This is a genomic window from Bacteroidota bacterium, from assembly GCA_016720935.1.
In the GTDB taxonomy this organism is placed as follows: domain Bacteria; phylum Bacteroidota; class Bacteroidia; order AKYH767-A; family 2013-40CM-41-45; genus JADKJP01.
In genome coordinates this window covers 43,254-67,453 of the sequence record JADKJP010000007.1, presented here as the reverse complement: position 1 = coordinate 67,453, position 24,200 = coordinate 43,254, and the positions used below count along the sequence as shown (strand labels likewise).

Annotated in this window: 17 protein-coding genes and 1 other RNA gene; 10 read left to right on the top strand and 8 right to left on the bottom strand. The window is 41.2% G+C overall.

The window, feature by feature from the left end:
- Positions 1-53 precede the first annotated feature (53 nt).
- The 4 genes from IPP86_14545 (at position 54) to IPP86_14530 (ending at position 5,565) form a co-directional block, all read left to right on the top strand.
- On the top strand, positions 54-1,883 hold the full coding sequence (locus IPP86_14545; GenBank protein ID MBL0139723.1) for a T9SS type A sorting domain-containing protein: 1,830 nt from the start codon (positions 54-56) through the stop codon (positions 1,881-1,883).
- Positions 1,884-1,952: 69 nt separating this feature from the next.
- On the top strand, positions 1,953-3,350 hold the full coding sequence (locus IPP86_14540) for a hypothetical protein (protein MBL0139722.1): 1,398 nt from the start codon (positions 1,953-1,955) through the stop codon (positions 3,348-3,350).
- Positions 3,331-4,746: an FAD-binding protein gene (locus tag IPP86_14535; GenBank protein ID MBL0139721.1), complete on the top strand. Its 1,416-nt coding sequence runs from the start codon at positions 3,331-3,333 to the stop codon at positions 4,744-4,746. The genes IPP86_14540 and IPP86_14535 overlap by 20 nt, the downstream gene beginning before the upstream one ends.
- Positions 4,747-4,761: 15 nt before the next feature.
- Complete coding sequence (locus IPP86_14530) at positions 4,762-5,565, top strand: SDR family oxidoreductase (GenBank protein ID MBL0139720.1); 804 nt, start codon at positions 4,762-4,764, stop codon at positions 5,563-5,565.
- Positions 5,566-5,568: 3 nt separating this feature from the next.
- Here the strand turns inward: IPP86_14530 and IPP86_14525 are convergent, their stop codons facing one another.
- Genes IPP86_14525 through IPP86_14515 form a run of 3 tightly spaced genes read right to left on the bottom strand, consistent with a single transcriptional unit; the run spans position 5,569 to position 9,193 of the window.
- Positions 5,569-5,967: a hypothetical protein gene (locus tag IPP86_14525; GenBank protein MBL0139719.1), complete on the bottom strand. Its 399-nt coding sequence runs from the start codon at positions 5,965-5,967 to the stop codon at positions 5,569-5,571.
- 34 nt (positions 5,968-6,001) lie between these two features.
- Positions 6,002-8,518, bottom strand: a complete 2,517-nt coding sequence (locus IPP86_14520) for a TonB-dependent receptor (protein ID MBL0139718.1) — start codon at positions 8,516-8,518, stop codon at positions 6,002-6,004.
- A gap of 12 nt (positions 8,519-8,530) precedes the next feature.
- Entirely contained in the window at positions 8,531-9,193 is a 663-nt protein-coding gene (locus IPP86_14515) for a carboxypeptidase-like regulatory domain-containing protein (protein ID MBL0139717.1), read from the bottom strand.
- A 151-nt stretch (positions 9,194-9,344) separates the two neighbouring features.
- Here IPP86_14515 and IPP86_14510 point away from each other — a divergent pair, with 151 nt between their 5' ends.
- The 4 genes from IPP86_14510 to IPP86_14495 are packed head-to-tail and all read left to right on the top strand — an operon-like array spanning position 9,345 to position 14,446.
- Positions 9,345-10,379 (top strand): alkane 1-monooxygenase, encoded by a 1,035-nt coding sequence (locus IPP86_14510; GenBank protein MBL0139716.1) that lies wholly within the window; start codon positions 9,345-9,347, stop codon positions 10,377-10,379.
- A gap of 16 nt (positions 10,380-10,395) precedes the next feature.
- On the top strand, positions 10,396-11,133 hold the full coding sequence (locus tag IPP86_14505; protein ID MBL0139715.1) for a hypothetical protein: 738 nt from the start codon (positions 10,396-10,398) through the stop codon (positions 11,131-11,133).
- Positions 11,134-11,136: 3 nt separating this feature from the next.
- Positions 11,137-12,789, top strand: a complete 1,653-nt coding sequence (locus IPP86_14500; protein MBL0139714.1) for a S8 family serine peptidase — start codon at positions 11,137-11,139, stop codon at positions 12,787-12,789.
- Between the two features lie 52 nt (positions 12,790-12,841).
- Positions 12,842-14,446, top strand: a complete 1,605-nt coding sequence (locus tag IPP86_14495; GenBank protein MBL0139713.1) for a WG repeat-containing protein — start codon at positions 12,842-12,844, stop codon at positions 14,444-14,446.
- Positions 14,447-14,468: 22 nt separating this feature from the next.
- Here the strand turns inward: IPP86_14495 and IPP86_14490 are convergent, their stop codons facing one another.
- From IPP86_14490 to IPP86_14470, 5 genes are all read right to left on the bottom strand, one after another.
- Complete coding sequence (locus IPP86_14490; protein ID MBL0139712.1) at positions 14,469-14,714, bottom strand: 4a-hydroxytetrahydrobiopterin dehydratase; 246 nt, start codon at positions 14,712-14,714, stop codon at positions 14,469-14,471.
- Between the two features lie 66 nt (positions 14,715-14,780).
- Positions 14,781-15,725 carry a thioredoxin-disulfide reductase gene (gene trxB, locus IPP86_14485; protein MBL0139711.1) on the bottom strand — a complete coding sequence of 315 codons (945 nt, stop codon included), beginning with the start codon at positions 15,723-15,725 and terminating at the stop codon, positions 14,781-14,783.
- Positions 15,726-15,792: 67 nt separating this feature from the next.
- Complete coding sequence (locus tag IPP86_14480; GenBank protein ID MBL0139710.1) at positions 15,793-17,958, bottom strand: TonB-dependent receptor; 2,166 nt, start codon at positions 17,956-17,958, stop codon at positions 15,793-15,795.
- 52 nt (positions 17,959-18,010) lie between these two features.
- Positions 18,011-18,919 (bottom strand): DUF4249 domain-containing protein, encoded by a 909-nt coding sequence (locus IPP86_14475; protein MBL0139709.1) that lies wholly within the window; start codon positions 18,917-18,919, stop codon positions 18,011-18,013.
- A gap of 28 nt (positions 18,920-18,947) precedes the next feature.
- Positions 18,948-21,317 (bottom strand): TonB-dependent receptor, encoded by a 2,370-nt coding sequence (locus IPP86_14470; protein ID MBL0139708.1) that lies wholly within the window; start codon positions 21,315-21,317, stop codon positions 18,948-18,950.
- A gap of 227 nt (positions 21,318-21,544) precedes the next feature.
- Between IPP86_14470 and rnpB the strand changes: the two genes are divergently transcribed.
- Both rnpB and IPP86_14460 read left to right on the top strand, forming a co-directional pair.
- An RNA gene (gene rnpB / locus IPP86_14465) (RNase P RNA component class A) lies at positions 21,545-21,937 on the top strand.
- Between the two features lie 169 nt (positions 21,938-22,106).
- On the top strand, positions 22,107-24,197 hold the full coding sequence (locus IPP86_14460) for a hypothetical protein (GenBank protein ID MBL0139707.1): 2,091 nt from the start codon (positions 22,107-22,109) through the stop codon (positions 24,195-24,197).
- The last annotated feature ends 3 nt before the right edge of the window (positions 24,198-24,200 follow it).

The following is a 24,200-nucleotide window of genomic DNA, read 5'->3' as shown; positions in this document are numbered from 1 at the left end:
CCTCTTTTTATATTTTTACAACATTCCTAAATTTCTAATCTAAGACCATCAGCATGAAGAAACTCCTTACATTCTTTGCTCTTTTTCCGGCAATGTTATGGGCTCAAACCTTTAGCAACACCAACTGGACCCAGATCCCGAACACTAATACGGATATTTTTATCCCTATCCAGGTTTCCGGATTGCCAACGTCCATCAATACCAGTTATGGTCTTGGAGCGGTTTGCCTGAAAATTACACATCAGTTTTCTGCTGACCTCCAGGTAAGACTCCAAAGTCCGGACGGTAAACAGGTACTTCTTGTTGACACAAAGGGAGGAAATGGGAACGGATATCCGAACACCTGTTTCACGGAAAATGCAACCGGAGGCTGGATTCAGCTTGCTGCGCCACCATTTAATGGTTCTTATTTCCCCCAGGAATCGGTGAATATTTTCAATGATAATTCCGACCCGAATGGTACCTGGAACCTCGTTCTGAGAGACGTTTTTACTCCTGCTGATACAGGCTCTTTTCATTATGTGAACATCACCTTTATGATGAATCCTCCTGCTGATCCTACACAAAGCAATAGTGCCTGCAGTAGTGCAAATCCAGGTGGTTGTCAGTGTCCGGATGGTTTGTCAACTGATTGTGATTTGCTACCCGATATGACTGCTTCAGCAATGTGTATTGCAAATGGACATCAGGAATTTGCCGGAAATATCACACTCAGCAATGCAACACCAAATATTGGTTGGGGCCCGCTGGAAATTCATGGAACCAATTCATGCTATTGTGATTCTGTTCCTGTTCCCTGTTCAACAACAACCTGTCCTGATGGCTCTTATCCGAAAGAACTTATTTCTCAAAGGATCTATCACAAAGATGGAAATTCGATGACGTTTTTTGATCGCCCTGCAGGTACTATGACTTATCACCCTTCACATGGTCACGTACACGTTGACAATTGGGCGGATTTCTCCCTGCGTCGAGCTACTCCTGATCCGGATGCACGCAACTGGCCACGAATCGGCGAAGGCAATAAACAGAGTTTTTGCCTGGTGAATCTTGGTGATTGTGATTCCGATTTCGGCTACTGCGTTGACTCTGCAGGAAACCCGCTTTCTAAAGCGAACATTGCCAATTCGGATTTTGGATCCGTAACCGGTTGTTCCCGTGACCAGGGAATTTATGTAGGGAATCTGGACATCTACAGTTCCAGCCTCAATGGAATGGGAATCATTTTACCTGCAACAATTTGTAATGGTGATTATTACATCGTTTCAATTACAGATCCTGAAAATAACATGCTGGAATCAAATGACGATAACAACTGGGTGACTGTTCCTATTTCACTGACTCAGCAATCAGCTGGTTCATTTCCGTTGGCAGGTTATACATATACTGTAAGCAATACCACTGTGAATTTCATGGCTACCGCTGCAGGTGCTGATTCACTGAAATGGTCTTGGGGTGATGGATCACCTGTAGAAATGACATCCGGAACTGCAATCACACATGATTTCCCCGGAATCGGAACCTACATTGTTTCCCTATATGCTTACAATCAGTGTGGACCAACGGTCACTATTGATACGATCTCAATTCAGTCAACTGTTGGTATCAACCCTGTCGGTTCAGTAGTTTCTTTTAAATCTTATCCCAATCCTTCCAAAGGTGTGTTTAATGTAACTTATTCCCTGGTGAATGCAGGCAAAGTCGACATTGAACTTACGGATGCATTGGGGCAGTCTATTGCTGTTCTTTCCTCATCCGACCAATTAGCGGGAAAATATCAAATAGAGGTGGATCCTCATAGATACAATCTGCATTCCGGTGTTTACCTGGTTAAACTACTTTCCGGTTCTAAAAGTCAGGTAATACGGATGGTAATTCTCTGATTTTTTTAGTTCAAAATGAAAATGCCCTGGAAATCTCCAGGGCATTTTTTTTGTTATTTTTGATGCCCTATGATCAAGTTGAAATTGAATTCTTTTTTACGCCTGTCTTTATTATTTATTGCCTTCAGTATTGTTTATGGTAATTCAAATGGTCAGGTAATTCCGGGTTGGAAACATACCCTCAAGAATTCTCTGAATAGCATTAACAAGGCCAGGAGTATAGAAATAGATAAAGCCAAAAACTGTTTTGTACTTGGTACTACATCAATCCCTGATTCCGCAAAGGATATTTTGCTTTTCAAATTTAATCCTCAGGGGGTAGAGGAGTGGCGTCGTATTTACGACAACCCGGATCATGGAGATGATATTCCGGTTGCTATGTGTCTGGATGTAGAAGGAAATATTCTGATTACCGGTATGAGTAAGGATAAAACCGGAAATACGGATATACTGATTTTGAAATATACGACAGAAGGTGTTCCTGTTATTGATTTGCATTTCGACGGTCCTGCTCACGGGTTTGATACTCCAGTGGCGATTGCTGTTGACGAACGGGAAAATATCCTTGTTACAGGGGCAGAAACTTCTTCCGATTCAGGGTTGAATATGGTGGCATACCGCATTCGTCCGGATGGTAGCCTTTCCTGGAAACGCAACTATGCTTCTTTGACGATGGATATAGGAAACGCAGTCATAACCGACGATTCCTGTAATGTATATATTGTTGGGAATTGCAACACGGCACCACATACATCCGATATTCTGATTCAAAAAATGGACTCTGCCGGAAACCAAAAGTGGACGACTATCTATAACGGAGTTTTCGCGGAAAATGATGCAGGCTCCTTCCTTTGTATTGATGATTCAACACACTTGTACATCAGCGGATTTGCCAATCATACCAGCGACAGGTCCGATGTACCTTTATTGAAATACAATCGTAATGGAGAAATTCTCAGGGAAAAATTTTATAACGGAGGCATCAGTGATTGCTACGCTACGAACCTCAATGTTAGCAAGAGTGGAGCCTTCCTGACCATTTACAGGACAGATTACAGTACCGGTACCTCGGGCAGTATGGTGGTTCATTTTGATCGCGCCGGTGTTCAAACTCAAAAAATCGAATCACCTGTTGATGTAATATTTCAGGATTTCATAGAGATGCCCCACAACCAGATGATTCTTGGAAGTAAGCTTACTCATCCTGAAAGCACTTTGATGCCTTACATCGCGATTCCTGATACCGGATCGAAAATTCGTTTTGAATATGCGGATTCAACAGTATACGGAATGGCACATCTCATCAGTACCAAAGTTTTGGGCAATGTTATTTATTTTCTTGGCGATGATGCCGGAGATGCTACAGGAAGTATCGAAGTGATGACCTATTCATTCAATCACGATATAGATAAATTGAAGAAAAAATCAACCGTTAATAAAAGCAAAAGTGGAGTACACAAAAATTAAGCAGCAGCACCTTCAGGAATTACAAAAAATTGTGGGAGAACAATTTGTGTTCACCAATGAAGAGGTGTTGAGCAATAATTCACACGATTATACTGAGGATTTGCGTTTTTTTCCTGAAGTCGTGGTGAAGCCGCGTTCTGCAGCGGAAATATCCGCCATCCTGAAATTCTGTAACAAAGAAAATATACCTGCCACTCCGCGTGGTGCCGGAACCGGACTCAGTGGCGGTGCCTTGCCGGTGCATGGAGGAATTGTCATCGCGATGGAACGATTCAATTCCATTCTTCAAATCGATGAAAGAAACCTCCAGGCTACCGTTGAACCGGGTGTTATCAATCAGGTTTTTCAGGATGCGGTGATGGAGAAAAATCTTTTTTACCCACCGGATCCTGCAAGCCGGGGAAGTTGTTTTCTTGGAGGTAACCTTGCTGAATGCGCTGGTGGACCAAAGGCTGTGAAATACGGTGTAACCAAGGATTACATTCTCAATTGTGAAGTAGTATTACCTACAGGAGAAGTCATCTGGACAGGCGCCAATGTGTTGAAGAATTCAACCGGCTACAATCTGACACAGTTGATCATTGGCAGCGAAGGAACACTTGGAGTGATTACTAAAATTGTGGTCAGACTGATTCCATTGCCTACAGAAAACCTTCTCATGCTGGTGCCCTTTTTCAGCGCGGAACGTGCATGTGAGGCAGTGAGCGCGATCTTTCGCTCGGGAGTGACACCATCAGCCCTTGAATTCATGGAACGTGATTGCATCGAATATGTGATGAAGTTCGTGGATGTAAAAATTCCACTGAAAGAGGGCATCCAGGCACACCTGATTATTGAGGTGGATGGAAATGATAAAGATGTCTTGTTCAGGGATTGTGAAAAAATTTCTGAAGTCCTTTATCAATACGATTGTGATGAAATTTTATTCGCGGATGCGGCTCAGCAAAAAGCTGATCTTTGGCGTGCTCGCCGTTCAGCAGGTGAAGCGGTAAAATCCCATTCCATTTACAAGGAAGAAGATACAGTTGTGCCACGAGCGGAACTTCCGAAATTATTGAAAGGTGTAAAAGAGATCGGAGCGAAATATGGTTTCCGGAGCGTGTGTTATGGTCATGCCGGCGATGGCAATTTACACGTGAATATCATCAAGGAAGAAATGCGTGATGAAGACTGGGACACTGAGGTTCCAAAAGGTATCCGGGAGATTTTTCAGTTATGTGTTTCTCTGGGTGGAACGATTTCAGGAGAACATGGAATTGGCTATGTTCAGAAAAATTACATGGACATCCCTTTCGATTCTGTTCAAATGAATCTGATGAAAGGCATTAAAAACCTGTTTGATCCAAGAGGTATTCTGAATCCGGGGAAAATATTTCCGGATAAAAATCTTAATTGATCCAATACTGGCAGAATGGAAAAAGTCGTTGTTGTTACCGGAGCTTCTTCAGGAATTGGCAGATCTCTCGCAATCGAATTCGCGAGGAACGGATACAATGTGGTTGCCGCTGCCAGAAAAGTGGATCAGTTGGAAACCGTGAAAAAGGATATTGAAAAAGCAGGAGGGAAGGCTCTCATTGTGGCAACAGATGTTTCCAAAGAAAGTGATTGTGAGCGCTTGATGGCAGAGACCATGGCAACATTCGGACGTATTGATGTACTGATTAACAACGCCGGAATTTCCATGCGTGCAGTTTTTGAGAAAACTGATCTGAATGTGATTCGCCAGTTGATGGACATTAATTTTTGGGGAACAGTATATTGTACGAAGTACGCGCTGCCTCATTTACTAAAATCAAAGGGCAGCGTTGTTGGAATATCTTCAATTGCCGGAAAGAAAGGATTGCCCGGACGAACAGGTTATTCAGCATCCAAATTTGCGATGGAGGGATTTCTAGAGACATTACGTACCGAAAATCTCAAGACCGGTTTACATGTTTTGGTAGCTTGTCCGGGTTTCACCGCTTCCAATATCCGCAATACTGCATTGGCCGCTGATGGAAATACCCAGGGAGAATCGCCAAGGGATGAAAAGAAGATGATGCAACCGGAGGAAGTCGCTCGCAGAATTTACAAAGCTGTGGAAGGACGAAAGCGGGACATCATCATGACAAGAGATGGGAAACTAACGGTTTTCCTGAACAAATTTTTTCCGGGGATGATGGATAAGGTAGTATACAATCATATGGCGAAAGAGCCGGATTCACCTTTCCGGTAAAACTCAACTCACCACAATTCGCACTTTGCCGACACCTATAAGACGATCGACAGCATCGTATACATAAACGACATATTCACCGGGCAAATGAAATTCAATTTCTTTTTTTATCCAGGTGAAGTGAGGCTGTGGATTGGCATTGATTGTATTATTAAAAACCTCTTTTTTTGTCTCCTCGTCAATTTTGAAAACATCAATTTTCAGAGTATTCGAATTGATCACATCGGATAATTTCAACAACATCATCAACGACCCTCCATTACTGCCGATAATAAAATACGAACTGGCGTGATAAGGCTCACCGGTATTGTCATTCACACTTTCACAGAAAATTACCTGTTGCCCTGATGCAGAGACCTGAAGAAAAAGAAAAAGCAAAATCAGGCGGAAAATATTTTTCATTTCGACAGCGCAGATTTTTTCAATGTTCGAAGGTCTAGAAATGGGCATTTACCCTTACATTCAGTTGACGGGATGTGAGATAATTCGGAATGGCATATCTCCTGGCATTGCTGATGTCGGTTACCCAGTTGTAAGACGCAACATTGCTTACTTGCAGGAGGTTGAACACTTCAACTCCTATCCAAAGAGATTTTAAATTCCCAAGGAACTTACCCTTTGGTTTATGTTTTACTTCATCCCCGATTAATTGTTTCGAGAAGCCGATATCAACCCGTCGGTAGGTGGGTGTACGGAGGATGTCTTTGTAACGGTCTTTTCCCGGAGGTCCAAAAGGAAGTGCCGTTCCAAAAAGCAGACTCAGGGACATCTTGTAAGTTGGGAATTTTGGTAAATAATCCTGGAAGAAAAGGCCAAAATTTACACGCTGATCCGCCGGCCTTGGAATATATCCGGGTTCAATCTTGGTACTGTCAACAGCGATGTTGTCATAAGTAAAGCCGGGAATAATTTCTTCACCCTCGGCATTGTATCGAACATAATAAAAATCGCCTTTCACATCTTCTTCCGTTTGAAGGATGGATAAACTCGCCCAGGACTCAGCGCCGGGAACGAATTCACCAAACAGACGAAAATCAATTCCTCTTGCATATCCTTTGGAACTGAAATTCGGGAGGTAACGGATTCTAAGATTATCGACTTTGTAAGGGATGAGTTGATCTAACGATTTGTAAAAGACTTCTGATGTAAGTTTGAACTCCCGGCCAAGAGCAAGGAAAGTGAAATCAGCTCCAAGCACTGCATGGATCGATTTCTGCGCTTTGGTTTCAGGATGCAGTTTACCATCAAGGTCCCTTAGCTCACGATAAAATGGAGGCTGGTAATACACACCACCGGCAGCACGAACATTCAAGCTCTTTTTAGGATCAGGCTTGAAGGTTACAGAACCTCGTGGACTGATGACCAGTTCTTCGTTCAGATCCCAATAGTTAGCTCTTACACCTGTTGTCAGAATTAATTTGTTCCGATCGAGAATCTGCCAGGTGTTTTGAATGTATCCTGAAATCCGGTTCGAAGAGAGATTGGATTTCGATATAACCACATCATTTAAAGTGATCATCGGATTGATGCTGTCTCTTGGAGAAGGAATGGAAAATCCGGATGAATCGTTGTAATACCATTCATGAAGTTTGTCATCAATCTCTTCATGCTGGACTTTTACGCCCCACTGCCACAACAAATTGTCGCTGACGATTTCACCTTTGTGTTCAGCATTATAAACTGTCGCATTCAGTTTGTTCCTGGCATGATTGAGAAAAGAACCGACTCCAAGATTGAAAGCGACATTTCCGAAATTGTCTTTTCCGAAATCATTTTCCAATTGATCCAGGAAGTACTGGCCGAGGATGTCAAAATTCTCTTCTTCCTCAGTTCGGTAAGCGCTGGCGATGAGTTTAAGCTTGATACTATCTGCCGGCCTGTAAGTTGCTGAAAAAGAGCCGGTAAATGTTTGGTATCTGTCGATTTCCTGCCCTTCAAAATAAACGGTAAATCGTTTCGCGTCATTGATGGTTCCGAAATTGGTTTCTCTCGATTCCGGAACAAGATTATATCGGTTTCGGGCATAATTCCCAAAAATTTCAACTGAAAATTTCTTACTGAAATCAAAACCGGTGAGTAACTGTACGTCAGTAAATGAAGGCTTGTATTCACCCTTGGTATCAAAAGTATTCAGAAGGTATTGATTTGATTTCTGGCGAACACCTGCCATGTAATACCACTTTTTGTTTTTACTCCGGTTTTCGAGTTCAAGAGATCCACCGAGCATACTGGCGCTGATTGAACCGGCAAACTTTTTCGGTTTTCGGTATTTAATGTCCAGGACTGAGGAAAGTTTGTCTCCATACACAGCGTCAAAACCTCCGGCAGAAAACTGGATCGATTCCACCATGTCAGGATTGATGATACTAAGACCTTCCTGTTGTCCGGATCGTACCAATAATGGACGGTAGACTTCAAAATCATTTACATAAACCAGGTTCTCATCATAGTTACCACCTCTTACTGAATAGGAAGAACTCAGTTCATTTGCTGAACCAACACCCGGAAGTGTTTTGATCAGATCTTCAATACTTTGATTTGGAGTAGGAATCACCGAAACAACTTTTGGATCGATTCGGGTAAGGTTCAATGACTTCATGGACCTTTCTTCAATCACAACTGTTCCCATTTCGACAACACGGTCACGGAGTTTCTTATCGATATTTCTTTCTTCTCCCGGATTAAGTTGAACAATAACTGTATCAGCCTTCAAGCCGGTAAAACTGAAGACCACTTTAAATACTTGTCCGGAAGGAAGTGTGAGTGAATAACTACCGTTTTCTGAAGTAGAAACACCAATTGGTTTACCAAAAACAGCTACAGTAGCTCCAAAAACAGGTTTATTGGAGGAATCCCTGACGGTTCCAAAGATTCTTGACTGTTGGGCCTGAACGTTAAAGCCGGAAATAATAAAAAGTAAAAGCAGGGAGGTGAAGAGGCCTCTCGTCATCATAGGCTGTCGCGCTTAATTGTCGTCTTTAAGTGTCTTGTCTTTTCTTTTAAAATCTCCGTTTTGCCACATTTGTATAAAACGTGACCAGGCAACCGGGTTCAATAAATTATTCGGCGGTAACTGACCTGCATAATACAGTCTGCTGGTTTGCTGTTCCATAGAATTCCGGAAATTCATACTTCCATCCATGGGCATTGCTGCTGACAAAATTCCAAGTCGGCCCGGGTCCATGTTTTTTTCAGCTCTGGAGAGATCATCAGCAGGTACATGCAAACGAAGAAAAGCTTCCTTAAATTGTTCTTTGGTTGGCCAGGGGAAAATGACTACTTCCCGCAGAAGAATAGTATCAGGTTTTAACAACTGTATCAGGGAGCATCGGTGGTCACTCAGAGTGTCAGGGATAACAAACACTGCTTTTTTATAACCGATGGCAAGAAATTCAATGGTGTCTTTCATCTTGGCGACAAATGAGAAAAAACCATAATAATCCCCGACTGTTCCACGGTAAGAATTCTTGATCATGATACTCGTGTAGGGAACCGGATTCAGGCTGTCACTGGTAACAACGATACCAGAAAACTGAACAAGGTCATTGGCTTCAAGATTTTTTTCCTGTGCGGAAACACTCAAAACCTGAAATAAAAATGCAATCAGAAGGGTTAGGGTCGTTCTCATTAAGTTCAATTCACAGGCTAAAGGTATCAACTTATTTCAAATCAAATCAACGCGGTCATCAACGTACAAAAGTCTGATAAATTGTTACAATACACTGTCAACTTAGCTCATGGAATTGATTAAATTTGTAAAATAAGAGATCAGGCTTAAGATGTCGGCGTCACGTAATTACAAGTATTTCTGGAGTTTATTGCCCGGAATCATGACCGTTGCCGGTAACTTGGCTGGCGGATGGTGGGTGCTTTCGAACCTGGTCTTTTCCCTTGGTTTTCTTGCCTTTTTGGAGTGGTTTTTCCCGGAAGATAAAAAGCAGGATGTGAATGCATCTGCTTTTGTCCCTGATTTAATCCTCGTTCTTCATTTTGTAATGCAGGTTTTCTCCTTAACAGCATTTTTCATGGCCATAAAGACTGGAAAGGTTGAAGGCTGGCAAATTTTCTGGATGGCCTTATCGACAGGAGTACATTCAGGATCAAGCTCTCTCATTATTGCCCATGAAATGATACACAGGAAGAAAAAAATCTGGCAGGTTCTTGGAAAACTGCTGCTCTTCAGTGTTAGTAATTTCTATTTTTATGTTGAACATCTGCGTGTTCATCACAAATGGGTAGGTACAGACCGCGATCCTGCTACAGCGAAATATGGAGAAAACCTCTATGGATTTTTTATCAGATCAGTTTTCGGGCAAATGACCAGTGCATGGCAGGTAGAATCAGCCAGACTGAAAAATGAAAGTGTGAACCCTTTCGGATCAAGGAATTATGTATTGGTCAATATTACTTTGTCAGGTATATTTTATATTTTGATTGCTCTTATTTTAGGTAAAATAGCATTACTTGCATTTGCTTTACAAAGTTTAACAGCCAATTTTCTCCTGGAATACACCAATTATATCGAACATTACGGGTTATCCAGAACTGATAAAGAAAGAGTCAACGAAACCCATAGCTGGCAAACCGATAAAGTCATCAGCCGTTTTATCCTGATCGATTTGAGCCGGCATAGCGACCACCATTTTTATGCTTCAAAACCTTATCATACCTTGCTGACGTTTGAAAAAAGTCCGGTTCTTCCGGGTGGATATGCTTCAGCTATTTATCTTGCGCTGATTCCACCAATCTGGTTTTATGTCATCCATAAACGTTTGAAAGAGTATCGGGATAATTTCAAAAAATCTGCTGCCTGATCTTGGCACTTTGAGCATGATGAAAAACAGAAATACCATTTTTTCTTTAGGAAATTCATTTTCCCTGATCGGTGTTGCTCTGTTGTTATGTTTATCATCCTGCAAAGATGATTCCGTTCAACCCTCGATAGAGAATTCCTATGCCGGTTATTTTCCGCTCGACTCGGGATTTTGGATAGAATACCAGGCCGATTCCATCGTTCACCTGGATATTGATGATCCATTCAATCTCGATACTGCCATTGATGATTACTCTTTCCAGATAAGAGAAGAAATTGATTCCGGTTTTGTGGACGCGGAAGGGGATTGGGCCTACCGGATTTCAAGATTCAAACGATTGAATGATTCACTTCCCTGGGATTTTCTGAATCTATGGACTGCAAAAATGACAAATACTTCCGCGCAGAGAGTTGAAGACAATATCCGTTTTGTAAAACTTTCATTTCCCATTAATGAAAGAAAAACCTGGAATGGGAACGCGTATAATTATTTTATTGAAGAAGATTATTTCTACCAGGATATTCATGTTCCATTCTCTTTAAATGGTTTGAATTTCGATTCGTCGGTGACGGTCATCCAAAATGATTTTACATCAAATGTCAACCGGATTTTGAAAAAGGAAATTTATGCTAATCATGTAGGAATGGTATTCAAACAACAAGACAGCCTGAACACTGTTCACCTTCCTTCCGGACTTGTTTTGATTCTGAATGGAGTAGAGTATCAATTAAAAGTAATAAACTATAAAAGGTAAGTCATGTTTGGAAGACTCATGTGCCTCTTGTTCATTCCTTGTCTGAGCCTGGCACAATCACATACAAAGCATTTCATTCGCTTCGCGGATAAATTGAATTCACCTTATTCCATTTCTGTTCCTTCGGATTATTTGTCTGCAAAGGCAATTGCCAGAAGAGCACAACAAAACATCGCAATCGTCGATAATGATCTTCCAGTAAATCCCTCATACGTTCTGGGTGTTCAGAATACCGGAGCCAGAATACTTACACGTTCGAAATGGATGAACGGTGTAACAGTCGAATGTGATTCAACTCAGCTCCAGGCAATTTCCGCTCTTCCCTATGTAATTAGCAGTACAACAGTAAACCGGATGCGCCCAAATTCACATGGGAAAAGTAAATTTAAAACCGGCGGAGTTCCTTACAATTCAACAGCATCCCTTGCTCGTTCTCAGAGCCTGGATTATGGAATGTCATTTAATCAGATTCATCTGATGAATGGTGAATATTTACATGACGCGGGATTTAAAGGCGAAGGAATGACCATCGCTGTGCTGGATGCCGGTTTCTTTTCTGTAGATCAACTTGCACCATTTGACAGTATCCGATCAGCCGGACAAATTTTGGGTACCTGGGATTTTGTAGCTGATGAAGCTTCCGTTTATGAGGATAATTCGCATGGCATGTCAGTACTCTCTTGTATTGCGGGAAATGTCCCCGGACAATTGGTCGGAACTGCGCCACATGCATCATTCTGGTTGCTGAGATCAGAAGATGATCCAACCGAAAATATTATAGAAGAATACAATTGGATTTCCGCAGCTGAATTCGCGGATAGCGTAGGAGCGGACATGATTTCGTCTTCCCTGGGCTATTCTACTTTCGAGGATACAACAAAGAGTCACACCTACGCTGATATGAATGGAAATACCTGTCCTTCCAGCTTGGGTGCTGATATTGCCGCCTCAAAGGGAATGTTGATTTTAGTCAGTGCAGGCAATTCGGGAAATTCTCCATGGCATTATATCTCCGCTCCATCCGATGCAGATAGTGTGCTTAGTGTGGCGTCGGTAGACGAGTTTGGCTACAAATCAGGGTTCAGCAGTTGGGGACCGGCTTCTGATGGTGATATAAAACCAAATGTTGCTGCCAAAGGATCCTCAACCACAATTTCATATTCCGATGGTACTATCGGTGGAGGAAGCGGTACTTCCTTCGCTTGTCCGGTTCTTGCCGGAGCAGCGGCTTGTTTGTGGCAGGCACATCCTTTGAAAACAAATATGGAAGTACTCCATGCTATCGAAGCCAGTGCAAATTATTACAACAACCCGGGAGATTCTCTGGGTTATGGTATCCCTAACTTTATTGTTGCGGATCTGTTGCTGGGTGGAACAATCATTAATCGTTCCGGTGAAGACAATCTACTGAGTGTTTATCCGAATCCATTTAATCAGAATTTTGAAATCAGTTTTTATTCCGGAATTAATCAGACCATTCAATTGAGTATAATTGATGAATTGGGAAGGGAAGTTCAGACTATATCAAATGAAGTTGCAGGTGGAAAATCAACAATCGTCACTTTCCCTTCGCTGAATGAACTGCGCAAAGGAATTTATTTTGTCCGTGTTGTTTCGAAGACAAAATCTTATTTACGAAAGATCGTGAAGATTTGAATGTAGTCTTTGATAGCTGAATTTCCTTCTGATTTCCATTCCCACTTACACTATGAGTATTCGGACATATCTGCTTGTCTTGCTTTTTATTTTCAATCTGAATTCGAAGGCACAGCAAAGTCTTGAAGGGTATTATGATCCTGAACACAAACAATTTTATGCGAAAGTGAACCTTCTCAATCGCTTCGATGAACCTTATGAAATTTCCACATTCAAAGACGGATTCGCGGAAATAAAAATGTTGTACACTTCGGCAGATCGGAAAGCGGAAATTGAAAATAGTAAAAATGGAGTTCTGGAAATCAAAGAAAGAAAAAAACGTATCGGGTTGATTGATACAACGGGTCAGGTAGTAGTACCAATGCGTTACCAACGGATTGATCGTTTGCACGGGAATTACAACAAATATTATTTATTCTCAGTTGAAGATAGTATTGGTATTGTCAATTCGAATGGTCATGAATTGATCAAATTAAAGAAGTGGATGGTGGACAAGTCACATGGGAAAAACCAACAGTGTGAAGAAGAGTACAAATACGGAGTCAATATCAATTCAACAATTCATAGAGATCTGGTTTCGGTTAAGATTGGAAATAAAATTGGCTTGTATTCTTTGCTGAAGGAAAAATATATTCTTCCTGTTGAATATGATTGTGCTCCACACCCAAACTTGGAATGTTTCAGATACGTAAATGGCCACCGGGAAATATTCATTAACGGAGATGCAGCAATCTGCAATAAAGGTGGGAATAAAGTCGGCTTTAATCTGATTACCGGGGAACTAAGTGAAGAATATGCGGATATAAAGCGACTGGAATCAGGAATTTTTTATCTCAAAACTCTCGACGGAAATAAAATTCTGACACAGGATTTTATGCATCCGGAAAATAATTTGCCTTATAAGATCATTGAAACATATAACGAGAGAATTATAGTACAGGTAGACAGTTTATTCGGACTGATGGACAGTTATTCAAGGATGGTGATTCCTGCGGTTTACCAGGACATTTATTTCGAAGATCATGAACATGTCTGGTTAAAAAAAGAGGATCGGTGGGCTTTGTCGGATTATCAGAACAATTTAAATACAGGCTTTGACTTCTTTGACATCGACCAGTTGAATGATATTTACTTCCAGTCATTCACCAAATTTACAAGAGTAGACACTTCAGCTATGGAGAATTTCAGATTTGATGAAACTCTTGGCATGTCAGACAAACGAAATGAAGTGAAGGAATTAGCCTGTGCCGTTAAGGCACTCAGAGGTTCCCGCAAATTGTATACTACTTACAATGCGGATCGGGGAGGTACACAATGGACTTTTGCCCGAATGTCAGATGGTTATCATGTTATTTACACACCTTTAAATCAAATTGAGAAAGAAGCCTGGGCAATGGTTTACTATGTTCCGGACTGGGTTTCGGGTACTTCATGGTCCTTCGGATATCAGCTCGGAAATAAGTTTGGATTTGAAAAGAATGAAATCCGTTATGAAGGAATTGTCTATGATTCAAAAGAATTGTGCATAACCAGCAGTCGCAGCTGCTTTGTGAGAGGAAAGAATTTATTTTGTGATTGCACAAACTACAAGATAACCATAAATGCAAGTTCAACCTGGGATAAGATGATGCCACACGAAGAATATATCATTCGTTGAACAAAATACATTTCTGTTGTCTTTAATGCCTGAATTCCAGAAAAATCTTATCAATTTCGGCGGCTAATTTTTTGTCTTTTTCTGTTACAATATCCCCGGCATCGTGAGTGGACAAGCGAATTTCAACTTTGTTCCATACATTTTTCCATTCAGGATGATGGTTCATTTTTTCAGCTACAAAAGCCACCCTTGTCATAAAGGTGAAAGCCTGAATAAAATCTTTAAATTCGAAATTGGCACACAAACAATTGTTTTCTTCTTTCCACATGATGGTTCAATTTGAAAGTGTGTAAACCTGAAAATATGCCTGTACAATGTCAAAGCACTGTATTGATCAATGTATCCCTTTGCCTGCCAGATATCTCTCCGCGTCTAATGCTGCCATACATCCTGTGCCAGCGGCTGTTACTGCCTGACGATAAACTTTGTCAGCTACATCACCGGCTGCGAATACACCTTCGATATTCGTTTTTGACGTTCCCGGAATTGTTTTGATATAACCGGTTTCATCCATTTCGAGCCAGGGCTTAAAGATGTCTGAATTGGGCTGATGTCCAATCGCGACAAAGAATCCTGTCACTTCCAATGTACGCTCAGTTCCGGTTTTTGAATTGGTGACAATCACCCCTTCAACGGATTTTCCGCCGACAACTTCTTTCGTCTGGCTGTTGTACAACACTTCAATATTCGGAGTGTTCAATACACGATGTTGCATGGCTTTACTTGCACGCATTTCATCACGACGAACAATCATATAAACTTTCTTACAAAGCTTGGCAAGATAGGTTGCTTCTTCCGCCGCCGTATCTCCGGCACCAACAATGGCAACATCCTGTCCTTTGAAAAAGAAACCGTCGCAAACTGCACAGGCGGAAACACCGAAACCATTCAGTCTTTGTTCGGATTCAAGACCCAGCCATTTTGCGGAAGCACCTGTAGCAATGATCACGGAATCCGCTGTGATGGTTTTTGTTTCATCAACAACAACTTTATGTACAGGTCCGGTAAAATCAACGGACGTCGCATAACCAAAGCGAATATCTGTTCCGAAACGCTCAGCCTGAGCTTTAAAATCTTCCATCATTTCCGGACCCATAGTACCTTTTGGATAACCCGGATAATTTTCTACTTCAGTGGTAATGGTAAGCTGACCGCCCGGTTGTAATCCCTGGTACATTACAGGTTTCATATCCGCTCTCGCAGCATAAATGGCTGCTGTATATCCTGCCGGTCCGGAACCGATGATCAGGCATTTTACATGTTCATTTTCGTTTGACATAATTCCTCCGAATTGGAATGCAAAAATACGAAAATGGAATGGATTTTTACTTCAAAATACCGTTCATTTAGCGGATTGAATATCGGATCGACAGATTCACAATACGACCCAGTGTAGGACCCCATACATCCTTAAAACGAGGAGGTTGTGTGGTAGCATCGACGAGATTTTCGTGATCGCTTTGTTTAAAGTCAAACAGGTTTTCACAATTCAGCGTAATCACAAATTTCTGAAAATGATGTTGAGCCATTAATGCTCCAAACCAAAATCCGGGAGCTTTACGGCCATCGGATAAGTATTGATAAGAAGTGTAGGCACCTTCGAAACCGAATTTCCAGGATTCCACGGGTTCCACAACTAAGGTTCCGGCAAATTTGTGCGGTGAAACCAGGATGGAATGAATGTGTTTTTCCGAAATGAGATTTTCAGAATTGGTGTACACATATCCCAGATACACTTCAAAGGGATCACGTTCAATACGAACATAACTTTCTGTTCCCATAGAGGTGATATTTCCGGGATCATTCAAAATCAGAACTCTTGGAAATGAATCAACAAATACAACCGGGTCTTGAATCCTTGTATAGAAGAATGATTGGTTCAGGGTGATAGTTGTCTTCCCAAAAAATGATTTGTATTGAATGTCACCATTACAGCCTGCAGATCTTTCTTCTTTTGCATGCGATTCCGGAATAATTGTTTGTCCTGACTCCCAAATTTGTGAAGGAAGATTTTCGGGAAGCTGGTAACCAAAGGCCGCACCAATTCTTGAACTCAGATGCTTATTCCAATGCGCAAGCAAAGAAATTGCCGGAAGTGGAATGACTTTTTCAAAATCTGTCAGGTCTACTCTGAAGCCGCTTTCTAAAATAAAATAGGAGCTGATGGTCCAGTGATCTTGAAAAAATATTCCGGGGATCAATGAATTTCCCTTTTCCTGATAAATCTGATTGTGATTGGTAAGCAAACTATAGTAAGATCCATTGTAATTCACACCTGTAACCAGAGTGTGTTTTTTAAAATTAAAATTTCTGCTTACCTCCTGATAAATAAGCAATTGATTTACTTCAATCCTTGCGTCTTTAAATAATGTATTGCGACTCACATTACTCATGCTTCCTTTGATATTCCATTGGTTTTTGGAATCTGAATTTTGAATGTAGGCATAGTCAATGGTAAATCTTTGTGACCGATCAAGGGAGTAAAATGTAGCAGAAGCCGGAATTTCTTTGCCAATGTCTTCCATTTTACCTCCCATATTTCGATCATTTAAATAAGATATTCCAATCCTGATCTGAGATTTGTTTTTTGGATAAAAGAAAAATCGGGGATGAAAAAATACGTTATCATTCTTGGGCGCATCTGAATAACCGTCATGATTCACATCCGCTGGCAATTGATGGGTTGCACCGGCAAAAATACTCAAGCCGGTGTTTTTCCCTTTTTTCGAATAGTAGGCATTCAAATTGGTTTCAGAAAGTGTAGTCTGATTCAAATCAACAGTCAACTGCGTGCTGTCTGCCGGTTCTTTGGAGATAAGATTGACTAGTCCTGCAACTGCACCATTGCCGTAAAGAGTTGAGGCGGGACCTTTGATCAGTTCAACTTGTTTCAAATCCAGTGGTGGCAAATCAAGAATTCCAAATCCTCCTGAGAAACCTTCAAAGAGAGGCAATCCGTCCCGAAGGAGTTTGGTGTATTTACCATCAAGGCCCTGGATTTTTATTTCAGTGTTTCCATTGACCTGCGACGTTTGCTGAGTGCTGATACCTGCAAGATCTCCGAGCAAACTAGATATTGTTTCCGGTTCGAGTGAACTTTCTTCATCAAGATCCTCCGTTCCGATCACTTCTATTTTTACCGGTTGATCTTCAATTCTTGAATTTGTTCTGGTTGTACTAATAATTACTTCATTCAAATCTTGTTGAAGAGGAACTAGTCTTATGTTTATTGGAGACGGTATTCGGGTTGGAATAGTAACCGGGATTTTTTTTTGTTTGTAGGAAATCAATACAAATGCGATTTCGTAATTCCCATTTTTTAATTCATTGAATGAAATATTTCCATTTGCATCAGTTGTACTGCCCAGACTGGTGCCTTCAATGCCTACAGACACTCCAAATAAGGGGAATCCTGTGATACTGTCAGTGACATGAAATTCTAAAGCTCCCTGTGCTTTGCTGAGCAAAGAGAATAAAATCATGCAGGATAAAAGAAAGGCTGTTCGTTTCACGTAATCTGTAAAGGATTACGAAAGTAGGCGTTCCGCATGAGTATTGAATTAATTATCTCGCGATGATAGTATCGAAGGTGGTAGCATATCCACCCCAGATTCCGAGTCCTCCTTCAATATTAGAAGTGATAGGAGCAGGGGAGCCAAATGGATTTCCATTATTCCCAATCTGGGTTTCTTCAGTTCTCCAGAATTCAAAGTGAGCCCGATCGATACTGCAGAATTTTACAACAATCGTATCGCCACGATTGAAAAATATTCTTTCGAAATCCTGATCATCCGCCTTTTGAGAATTTTTGGATTGTCCACGGAAGGCATTAAAATCAAAGCTACGTCCATTGAAAAATTTATCTTCCGATGCGGATCCTTGTGGAGCAATAAAGATAGAGTCTTTCACCTTTCCAATATCATCACCATAGGTATATCTGTTAATCCTTTTTGCAAACCAACGGTAACAATTACCAAGCGTATCAGGATCTGTCAGATGTGCCCATGCGAACCCGAGTGAGTCCCTTTGTCCATCCACTTTCCACCAGACACTGTCAAGATGAACCGGATTGGGAATACTGGTGACTGCACGAAGTGTTTTACCATTTACAACAACGGTGAGAATATATGATTTGCCAACCTCTCCAACTACATTCGTAGTAGTGTAAATACCGTAATCCACTCCGGCAAGCTGTTTCAGGGTATCTATAACGGTACCATCATTGATGGTAACCAAAGCACCTGTAACTGTATTGGCAAGTAAACTTGTCGTACTGGTATTAATGGACCCGAAGAAGGGAAGTGTCTTTGACAAAATGACAAATGGATTGACGCCCGTTTCAATATAGCCTTCCACAACCAATTGTGTATCGGCTTCTGGTATTTCTACTGTCACATTTTTTTCACAGGCAGTAAGCACTGATATAGAAAATACAACAGAGAAAAGGAAAAGGATGTGTTTATTTATTTTCATAATTCGTTTGCTGAAATTGAGAATTGCCTTAGAACTTGAAATTGTAAGTGACACTGGGGATAATAGGGAAGAGGGAAATTTGCTTTGCCTGAATTTCAATGGAATTTTCTTCCGTCTTTGAATCAAAATAAATGATGTATGGATTGTACCTGTTGTAAGCATTGAAAATACTGAAGTTCCAGCTGGACTCGTATTTCTTGCCGGGTTTACTCTTGATCGTTGCACTCAGATCCAGACGATGATAGGCCGGCAAACGGTAATTGTTTCTTTGCCCGCCATAATCCTGTACTACATCACCATTTGATAATACATACAATCTTTGAGGGAAAGTATTCAGGTTTCCGGTCGCATAAACCCAGGTTGCGCCAAATACCCAGCGGGTTCCCATTTCATAAGTCAGTACAACGGAAACATCATGTCTCCTGTCATACTTGGCAAAGAATGTGTTGCCAAGGTTCAAATCAGGGAATTTACGCTTGGTCCAGGCGAGAGTATATCCAATCCATCCACTGAAGTTTCCTTTTGCTTTCTTTAAAAATAATTCGGCACCGTAACTCCAACCTTTACCATAAACAAAATTATTGTCGATGTTGTCATTCACAGTATTCTCCGGAAGGTAACCTTCTTTGAATTCAACCTGGTTCTTCATTTCTTTATAATATACCTCCAGACTAGTTTCGTAAGTATTGTTCTTGAAATTTCTGAAATAACCCAAAGCATATTGAGTGCCAAATTGAGGCTTCACCTGGTCTGTGCTTGGGATCCATGTGTCAGTAGGCAAAGAAACTCCTGACAACGAGGCGAGGTGGATATACTGATAGTTTTGTGTATAAGACGCTTTGATGGAAGAGCGCGGACTCAAACTAAAACGTGTGGAAAAACGTGGTTCAAGGTTTGAATAGGTCTTCACATTTTTTCCTGATTCATAATGAACCGTATCTATAACATTCCCATTGGTGGGGCTCCTGTTGAAACGATCAAACGGACCCACCTGCTGGAATACGGTGTACCTTAATCCACCATTTAATTTGATGGTATTACTCAGGTCAAATTCATCGTTTACATAGATGCAGCCGTCATGCGCATAATTCTTGAGAACTTTTCCGAGGTCAAATACCACATCCCCCGATTTAGCGGAAGCATTGCTGGGTACAAACACGTGGAAAATATATTGCCCGCCGAATTTTACATTGTGTTTCACATTTGGTAACCAGGTGAAATCACTTTTTAAATTATAGTCTGTAATTCCCGAAAATAATTTAAATGTAAAAGCATCCTGTCCGCCTTCGAATTCAAACTGATAATCAGTATAAATCAAAGCGGTATTCATAAACAATTTATTATTGAACAGGTGATTCCAGCGTAGAGTACCCGTCGTATTTCCCCAGGGAACATTGATTGAAAAATCAGAATCCGGGCTCTTATAACGGAATACATCTCTTCCAAAATAACCACTGATAAACAATCGGTCCCTGTCACTCAGACGGTAATTTAATTTCGCGTTCAGGTCATAGAAATAATATTTATTTCCATAGATATTCGAAGTCTTCTTAACGAAAGGAGGGCTGAAGAACAAATCAATAAATGTTCTTCTTCCCGATATGATAAATGATCCTGTATCTTGTTTAATCGGACCCTGGATAGTCAATCGGGATGAAACGAAACCAATACCGCCTTCAGCACTATACTTCCGGTTATTCCCTTCTTTCATTTGAATGTCGAGAACCGAGGCAAGTCGGCCTCCGTAATTAGCCGGCATTCCACCTTTGGTAAGGGTGATGTTTTGCACTGCATCCGCATTGAACACAGAGAAAAAACCAAACAAATGCGAAGCATTGTAAACATTGGCTTCATCAAGTAAAATCAGATTTTGATCTGGACCGCCACCTCTCACATAGAATCCACTGTTGCCTTCCCCGGCCGATTGAACACCCGGGAGCAATTGAATCGTTTTCAAAATGTCCACTTCACCCATGAAGGCAGGAAGCTGTTTGATTTTTTCAACTTCAATTTTTTCCTTGCCCATGTCAATGCTCTGGACATTACGATCTTCACGTTCAGCTGAAATATTGACTTCCTTTGTCTGTATGGCAACACTTTTGAGGCTGACATTTATTCTTCTGTCGGCACTCAAATCAAGGGGCATCTCTTGTGTGACAAATCCGAGATAGGAAAAGACAAGAGTGTACTTCCCGGCAGGAACGGTAATTGAATAAAAACCGTATTGATTGGTACTGGTACCTTTAAGTGTTTCCTTGATGTAAACATTGGTTCCGAGGAGAGATTCACCTGTTTCTTCTTCCTTAACAAACCCACTCACTGTATGATTTTGGGCAGAAACGGACATTGTGAAAATAGAAATGAACAGGAAGAGCAGGAAGCGTAATTTAAATTTCATAAAGGGGCTAAAGATTACAAAACAACGCTTGAAAGGAGCGATTGTTTTTGACGGCGCAAAAATAGGCAAAGCCTTCGATGAAAATGTTATTAAATATTTAAAATGCAGAAGATTGTATAGTCGGACACTTCCGGACTTGACGGAAATGCAATCCCGTCCGTTTCCCCTTGAACCTAAACGGCATCCCTTAGGATTTGCTATCTTTGTCGAAAGAAATGTTCTTTATCATCGTTGATGGTTCTATCGCCTTTCTGATTCGTCAGAAGGGAGGAAAGTCCGGGCAACAAAGGGCGTCCTGCTTCCTAACAGGAAGGAGTTTGAGAAGAAATTCTCAGATTACAGATAGTGCCACAGAAACTAAACCGTCCCGCTACAGCGGGATAAGGGTGAAACCGTGAGGTAAGAGCTCACGGCGTATTCAGCGATGGATGCGCGGGAAAACCTCAGGAGTTGAAAGACCAAATAAGTCAGGGTATGCCTTTGGGCAGTAAGGGCGGCTCGTCCAAACCCCTGGCGGGTAGGTCGATAGAGGTGTTGTGCAAATGACATCCCAGATAAATGATAGAAACCCTGGTGCTTGCATCAGGGGACAGAACCCGGCTTACAAATCAACGGTGTACAAAACGTCTTCCTTCGGGAGGACGTTTTGTTTTTAGTGGGAACATGAGGGATTTTTATCGCTTAAACTCATTTTCCATTCATTGTTCTTGTGAATATTTCGTTTGTGCAAACGTTCTTCTGATCCAGTTCATAGCAATCGTTTTCATTGATTATATTTGACGACCCGGTATGAAATTTCAACTCATTACAGAACAACCGCTTTGGTGGTTAATATTTTGCATTGCCCTTGGCATTGGTTACGCAGTCTTGCTTTACAGAAATGAAAAAAGCCTGGAAGCACTAAATGTCTGGCTGCGCCGTATGCTTTTTGTTTTCAGGGCTGTTGTTGTTACCATACTGGCTTTCCTGCTTTTAACGCCCTTGATCAAAATCAATTCCAGGGAAACAGAAAAACCCATCCTTGTTTTCGCTCAGGATAATTCCAGAAGTATCTTATTGAATAAAGATTCGGTCTATTATCGTCAGACATACCCCGGAAATGTTCAGAAATTTATAGATGCCGTTAAAGACAAGTACGATGTCAAAACGATATCCTGGGGTGACCGAATACAAGAGAATATTGATTATACATATAATGAACAGCAAACTGACTTTTCCGGACTTCTGGATGAAGTGAATGTACGTTATGGAAACAGAAATGTAGGTGCATTGGTCATCGCGAGTGATGGTCTGTACAACAGGGGCAGCAACCCGGTTTATAGTGGTACAAGTTTGAAAGTGCCGGTTTATACAATTGCTCTTGGTGATACCAGCATACAGAAAGATCTTCTGATCAAAAACGTTTCCTTTAACAAAATTGTCTATCTGGGCAATTCCTTTCCTGTTCAAATAATGGTTGCCGCGAAACAATGTTCCGGTGCTCAGACAACACTTACTGTAAAACAAGATTCTGTCGTTTTGTTTTCACGCACCATTTCTGTGAGTGGAAATAATTTCAATCAGGAAGTTCCGGTTATCCTCGATGCAAAAAAGAAGGGTATTCTTCACTACAAACTTTCGCTGAGCAGTGTCAATGGAGAAATAACTCTGGATAACAATTCACGGGATATTTATATTGAAGTACTCGAGAACAAACAAAAAATATACCTGGTTTCTGATGCTCCGCATCCGGATTTGGGAGTAATCAAAACCACAATAGAAGCATCTCAGAACTACGCAGTGAAAATTGCAGGTGTTGAGGATGCAAATGAATCATTAAGGGATTATAATTTGCTGATTCTGCACAACCTTCCATCCGGAAAACACGATGCAGCTGCGATCATTCGTAAAGCAGCCGAAGCCCGAATTCCGATACTCTATATTCTGGGTACACAAACAAATGTTCGTGCTTTCAACGCTTTGAATACCGGACTAAGCATTTCCGGAAGCCTGGATAAATCGAATCCTGTACAGGCAGCAGTGAACCCGGGATTTTCGCTTTTCACACTCAGTGATGAGACGCGACACATCCTGCCTGAATTTCCTCCCTTGTTAGCTCCGTTCGGCAGATATACATTGACTGCGTCAAATGCGGTATTGCTGAATCAACAAATTGGCGCTGTTTCTACTGAAGATCCATTGCTGGTGTTTTTTGAATCCGGAGAATCAAAAACCGGAGTCTTGTGCGGAGAAGGAATCTGGAGATGGAAGCTCGCGGATTTTCGTCAGCACGATCAGTTTAATGCCTTTACTGAAATTCTGACCAAAACCATTCAAAATCTCTGTACCAGGGAAAATAAGACACATTTTAAAATCAGTGTGAAAAACAGTTTTGCTGAAAATGAACCCGTCAGCTTTGATGCTGAAGTATACAATGACAATTACGAATTGATCAATACTCCTGATATTAATCTGACCATCACAAATACTGAAAAGAAATCCTTTCCGTATACTTTTTCAAAGACGGAAAGAGCATATTCACTCAGTGCAGGATATCTCAGTGCCGGAGAATACAAATATAAATCCTCCGTTAAGTTGGGTGATAAAGTATACACCGCAGAAGGTGCTTTCTCTGTAAGCGCTCTGCAGGCAGAACAAACTGAGACTTCCGCTGACCATCAACTGATGTACAATTTTGCTCATAAAAATGGCGGAGAGTTGTTTTATCCAAATCAATTGACGGAACTGCAAAATGCATTGTTAGCCAGGGAGGACATTAAAACCGTCTCTTACGCTCATTACAAACTCCAGGATCTGGTGAATATCAAATTGGTCTTTTTCCTTTTGCTTGCTTTACTAAGCCTTGAATGGTTTCTGAGAAAGAGGGCAGGAGCTTATTGATAG

Bases quoted from the DNA above. Each gene is read 5' to 3' on its own strand.
- IPP86_14500 (MBL0139714.1), top strand. From the start codon at position 11,137: ATGTTTGGAAGACTCATGTGCCTCTTGTTCATTCCTTGTCTGAGCCTG.
- IPP86_14505 (MBL0139715.1), top strand. From the start codon at position 10,396: ATGATGAAAAACAGAAATACCATTTTTTCTTTAGGAAATTCATTTTCC.
- IPP86_14470 (MBL0139708.1), bottom strand. From the start codon at position 21,317: ATGAAATTTAAATTACGCTTCCTGCTCTTCCTGTTCATTTCTATTTTC.
- IPP86_14490 (MBL0139712.1), bottom strand. From the start codon at position 14,714: ATGTGGAAAGAAGAAAACAATTGTTTGTGTGCCAATTTCGAATTTAAA.
- IPP86_14475 (MBL0139709.1), bottom strand. From the start codon at position 18,919: ATGAAAATAAATAAACACATCCTTTTCCTTTTCTCTGTTGTATTTTCT.
- IPP86_14530 (MBL0139720.1), top strand. From the start codon at position 4,762: ATGGAAAAAGTCGTTGTTGTTACCGGAGCTTCTTCAGGAATTGGCAGA.
- IPP86_14540 (MBL0139722.1), top strand. From the start codon at position 1,953: ATGATCAAGTTGAAATTGAATTCTTTTTTACGCCTGTCTTTATTATTT.
- IPP86_14460 (MBL0139707.1), top strand. From the start codon at position 22,107: ATGAAATTTCAACTCATTACAGAACAACCGCTTTGGTGGTTAATATTT.
- IPP86_14545 (MBL0139723.1), top strand. From the start codon at position 54: ATGAAGAAACTCCTTACATTCTTTGCTCTTTTTCCGGCAATGTTATGG.
- trxB (MBL0139711.1), bottom strand. From the start codon at position 15,725: ATGTCAAACGAAAATGAACATGTAAAATGCCTGATCATCGGTTCCGGA.
- IPP86_14525 (MBL0139719.1), bottom strand. From the start codon at position 5,967: ATGAAAAATATTTTCCGCCTGATTTTGCTTTTTCTTTTTCTTCAGGTC.
- IPP86_14510 (MBL0139716.1), top strand. From the start codon at position 9,345: ATGTCGGCGTCACGTAATTACAAGTATTTCTGGAGTTTATTGCCCGGA.
- IPP86_14515 (MBL0139717.1), bottom strand. From the start codon at position 9,193: ATGAGAACGACCCTAACCCTTCTGATTGCATTTTTATTTCAGGTTTTG.
- IPP86_14495 (MBL0139713.1), top strand. From the start codon at position 12,842: ATGAGTATTCGGACATATCTGCTTGTCTTGCTTTTTATTTTCAATCTG.
- IPP86_14520 (MBL0139718.1), bottom strand. From the start codon at position 8,518: ATGATGACGAGAGGCCTCTTCACCTCCCTGCTTTTACTTTTTATTATT.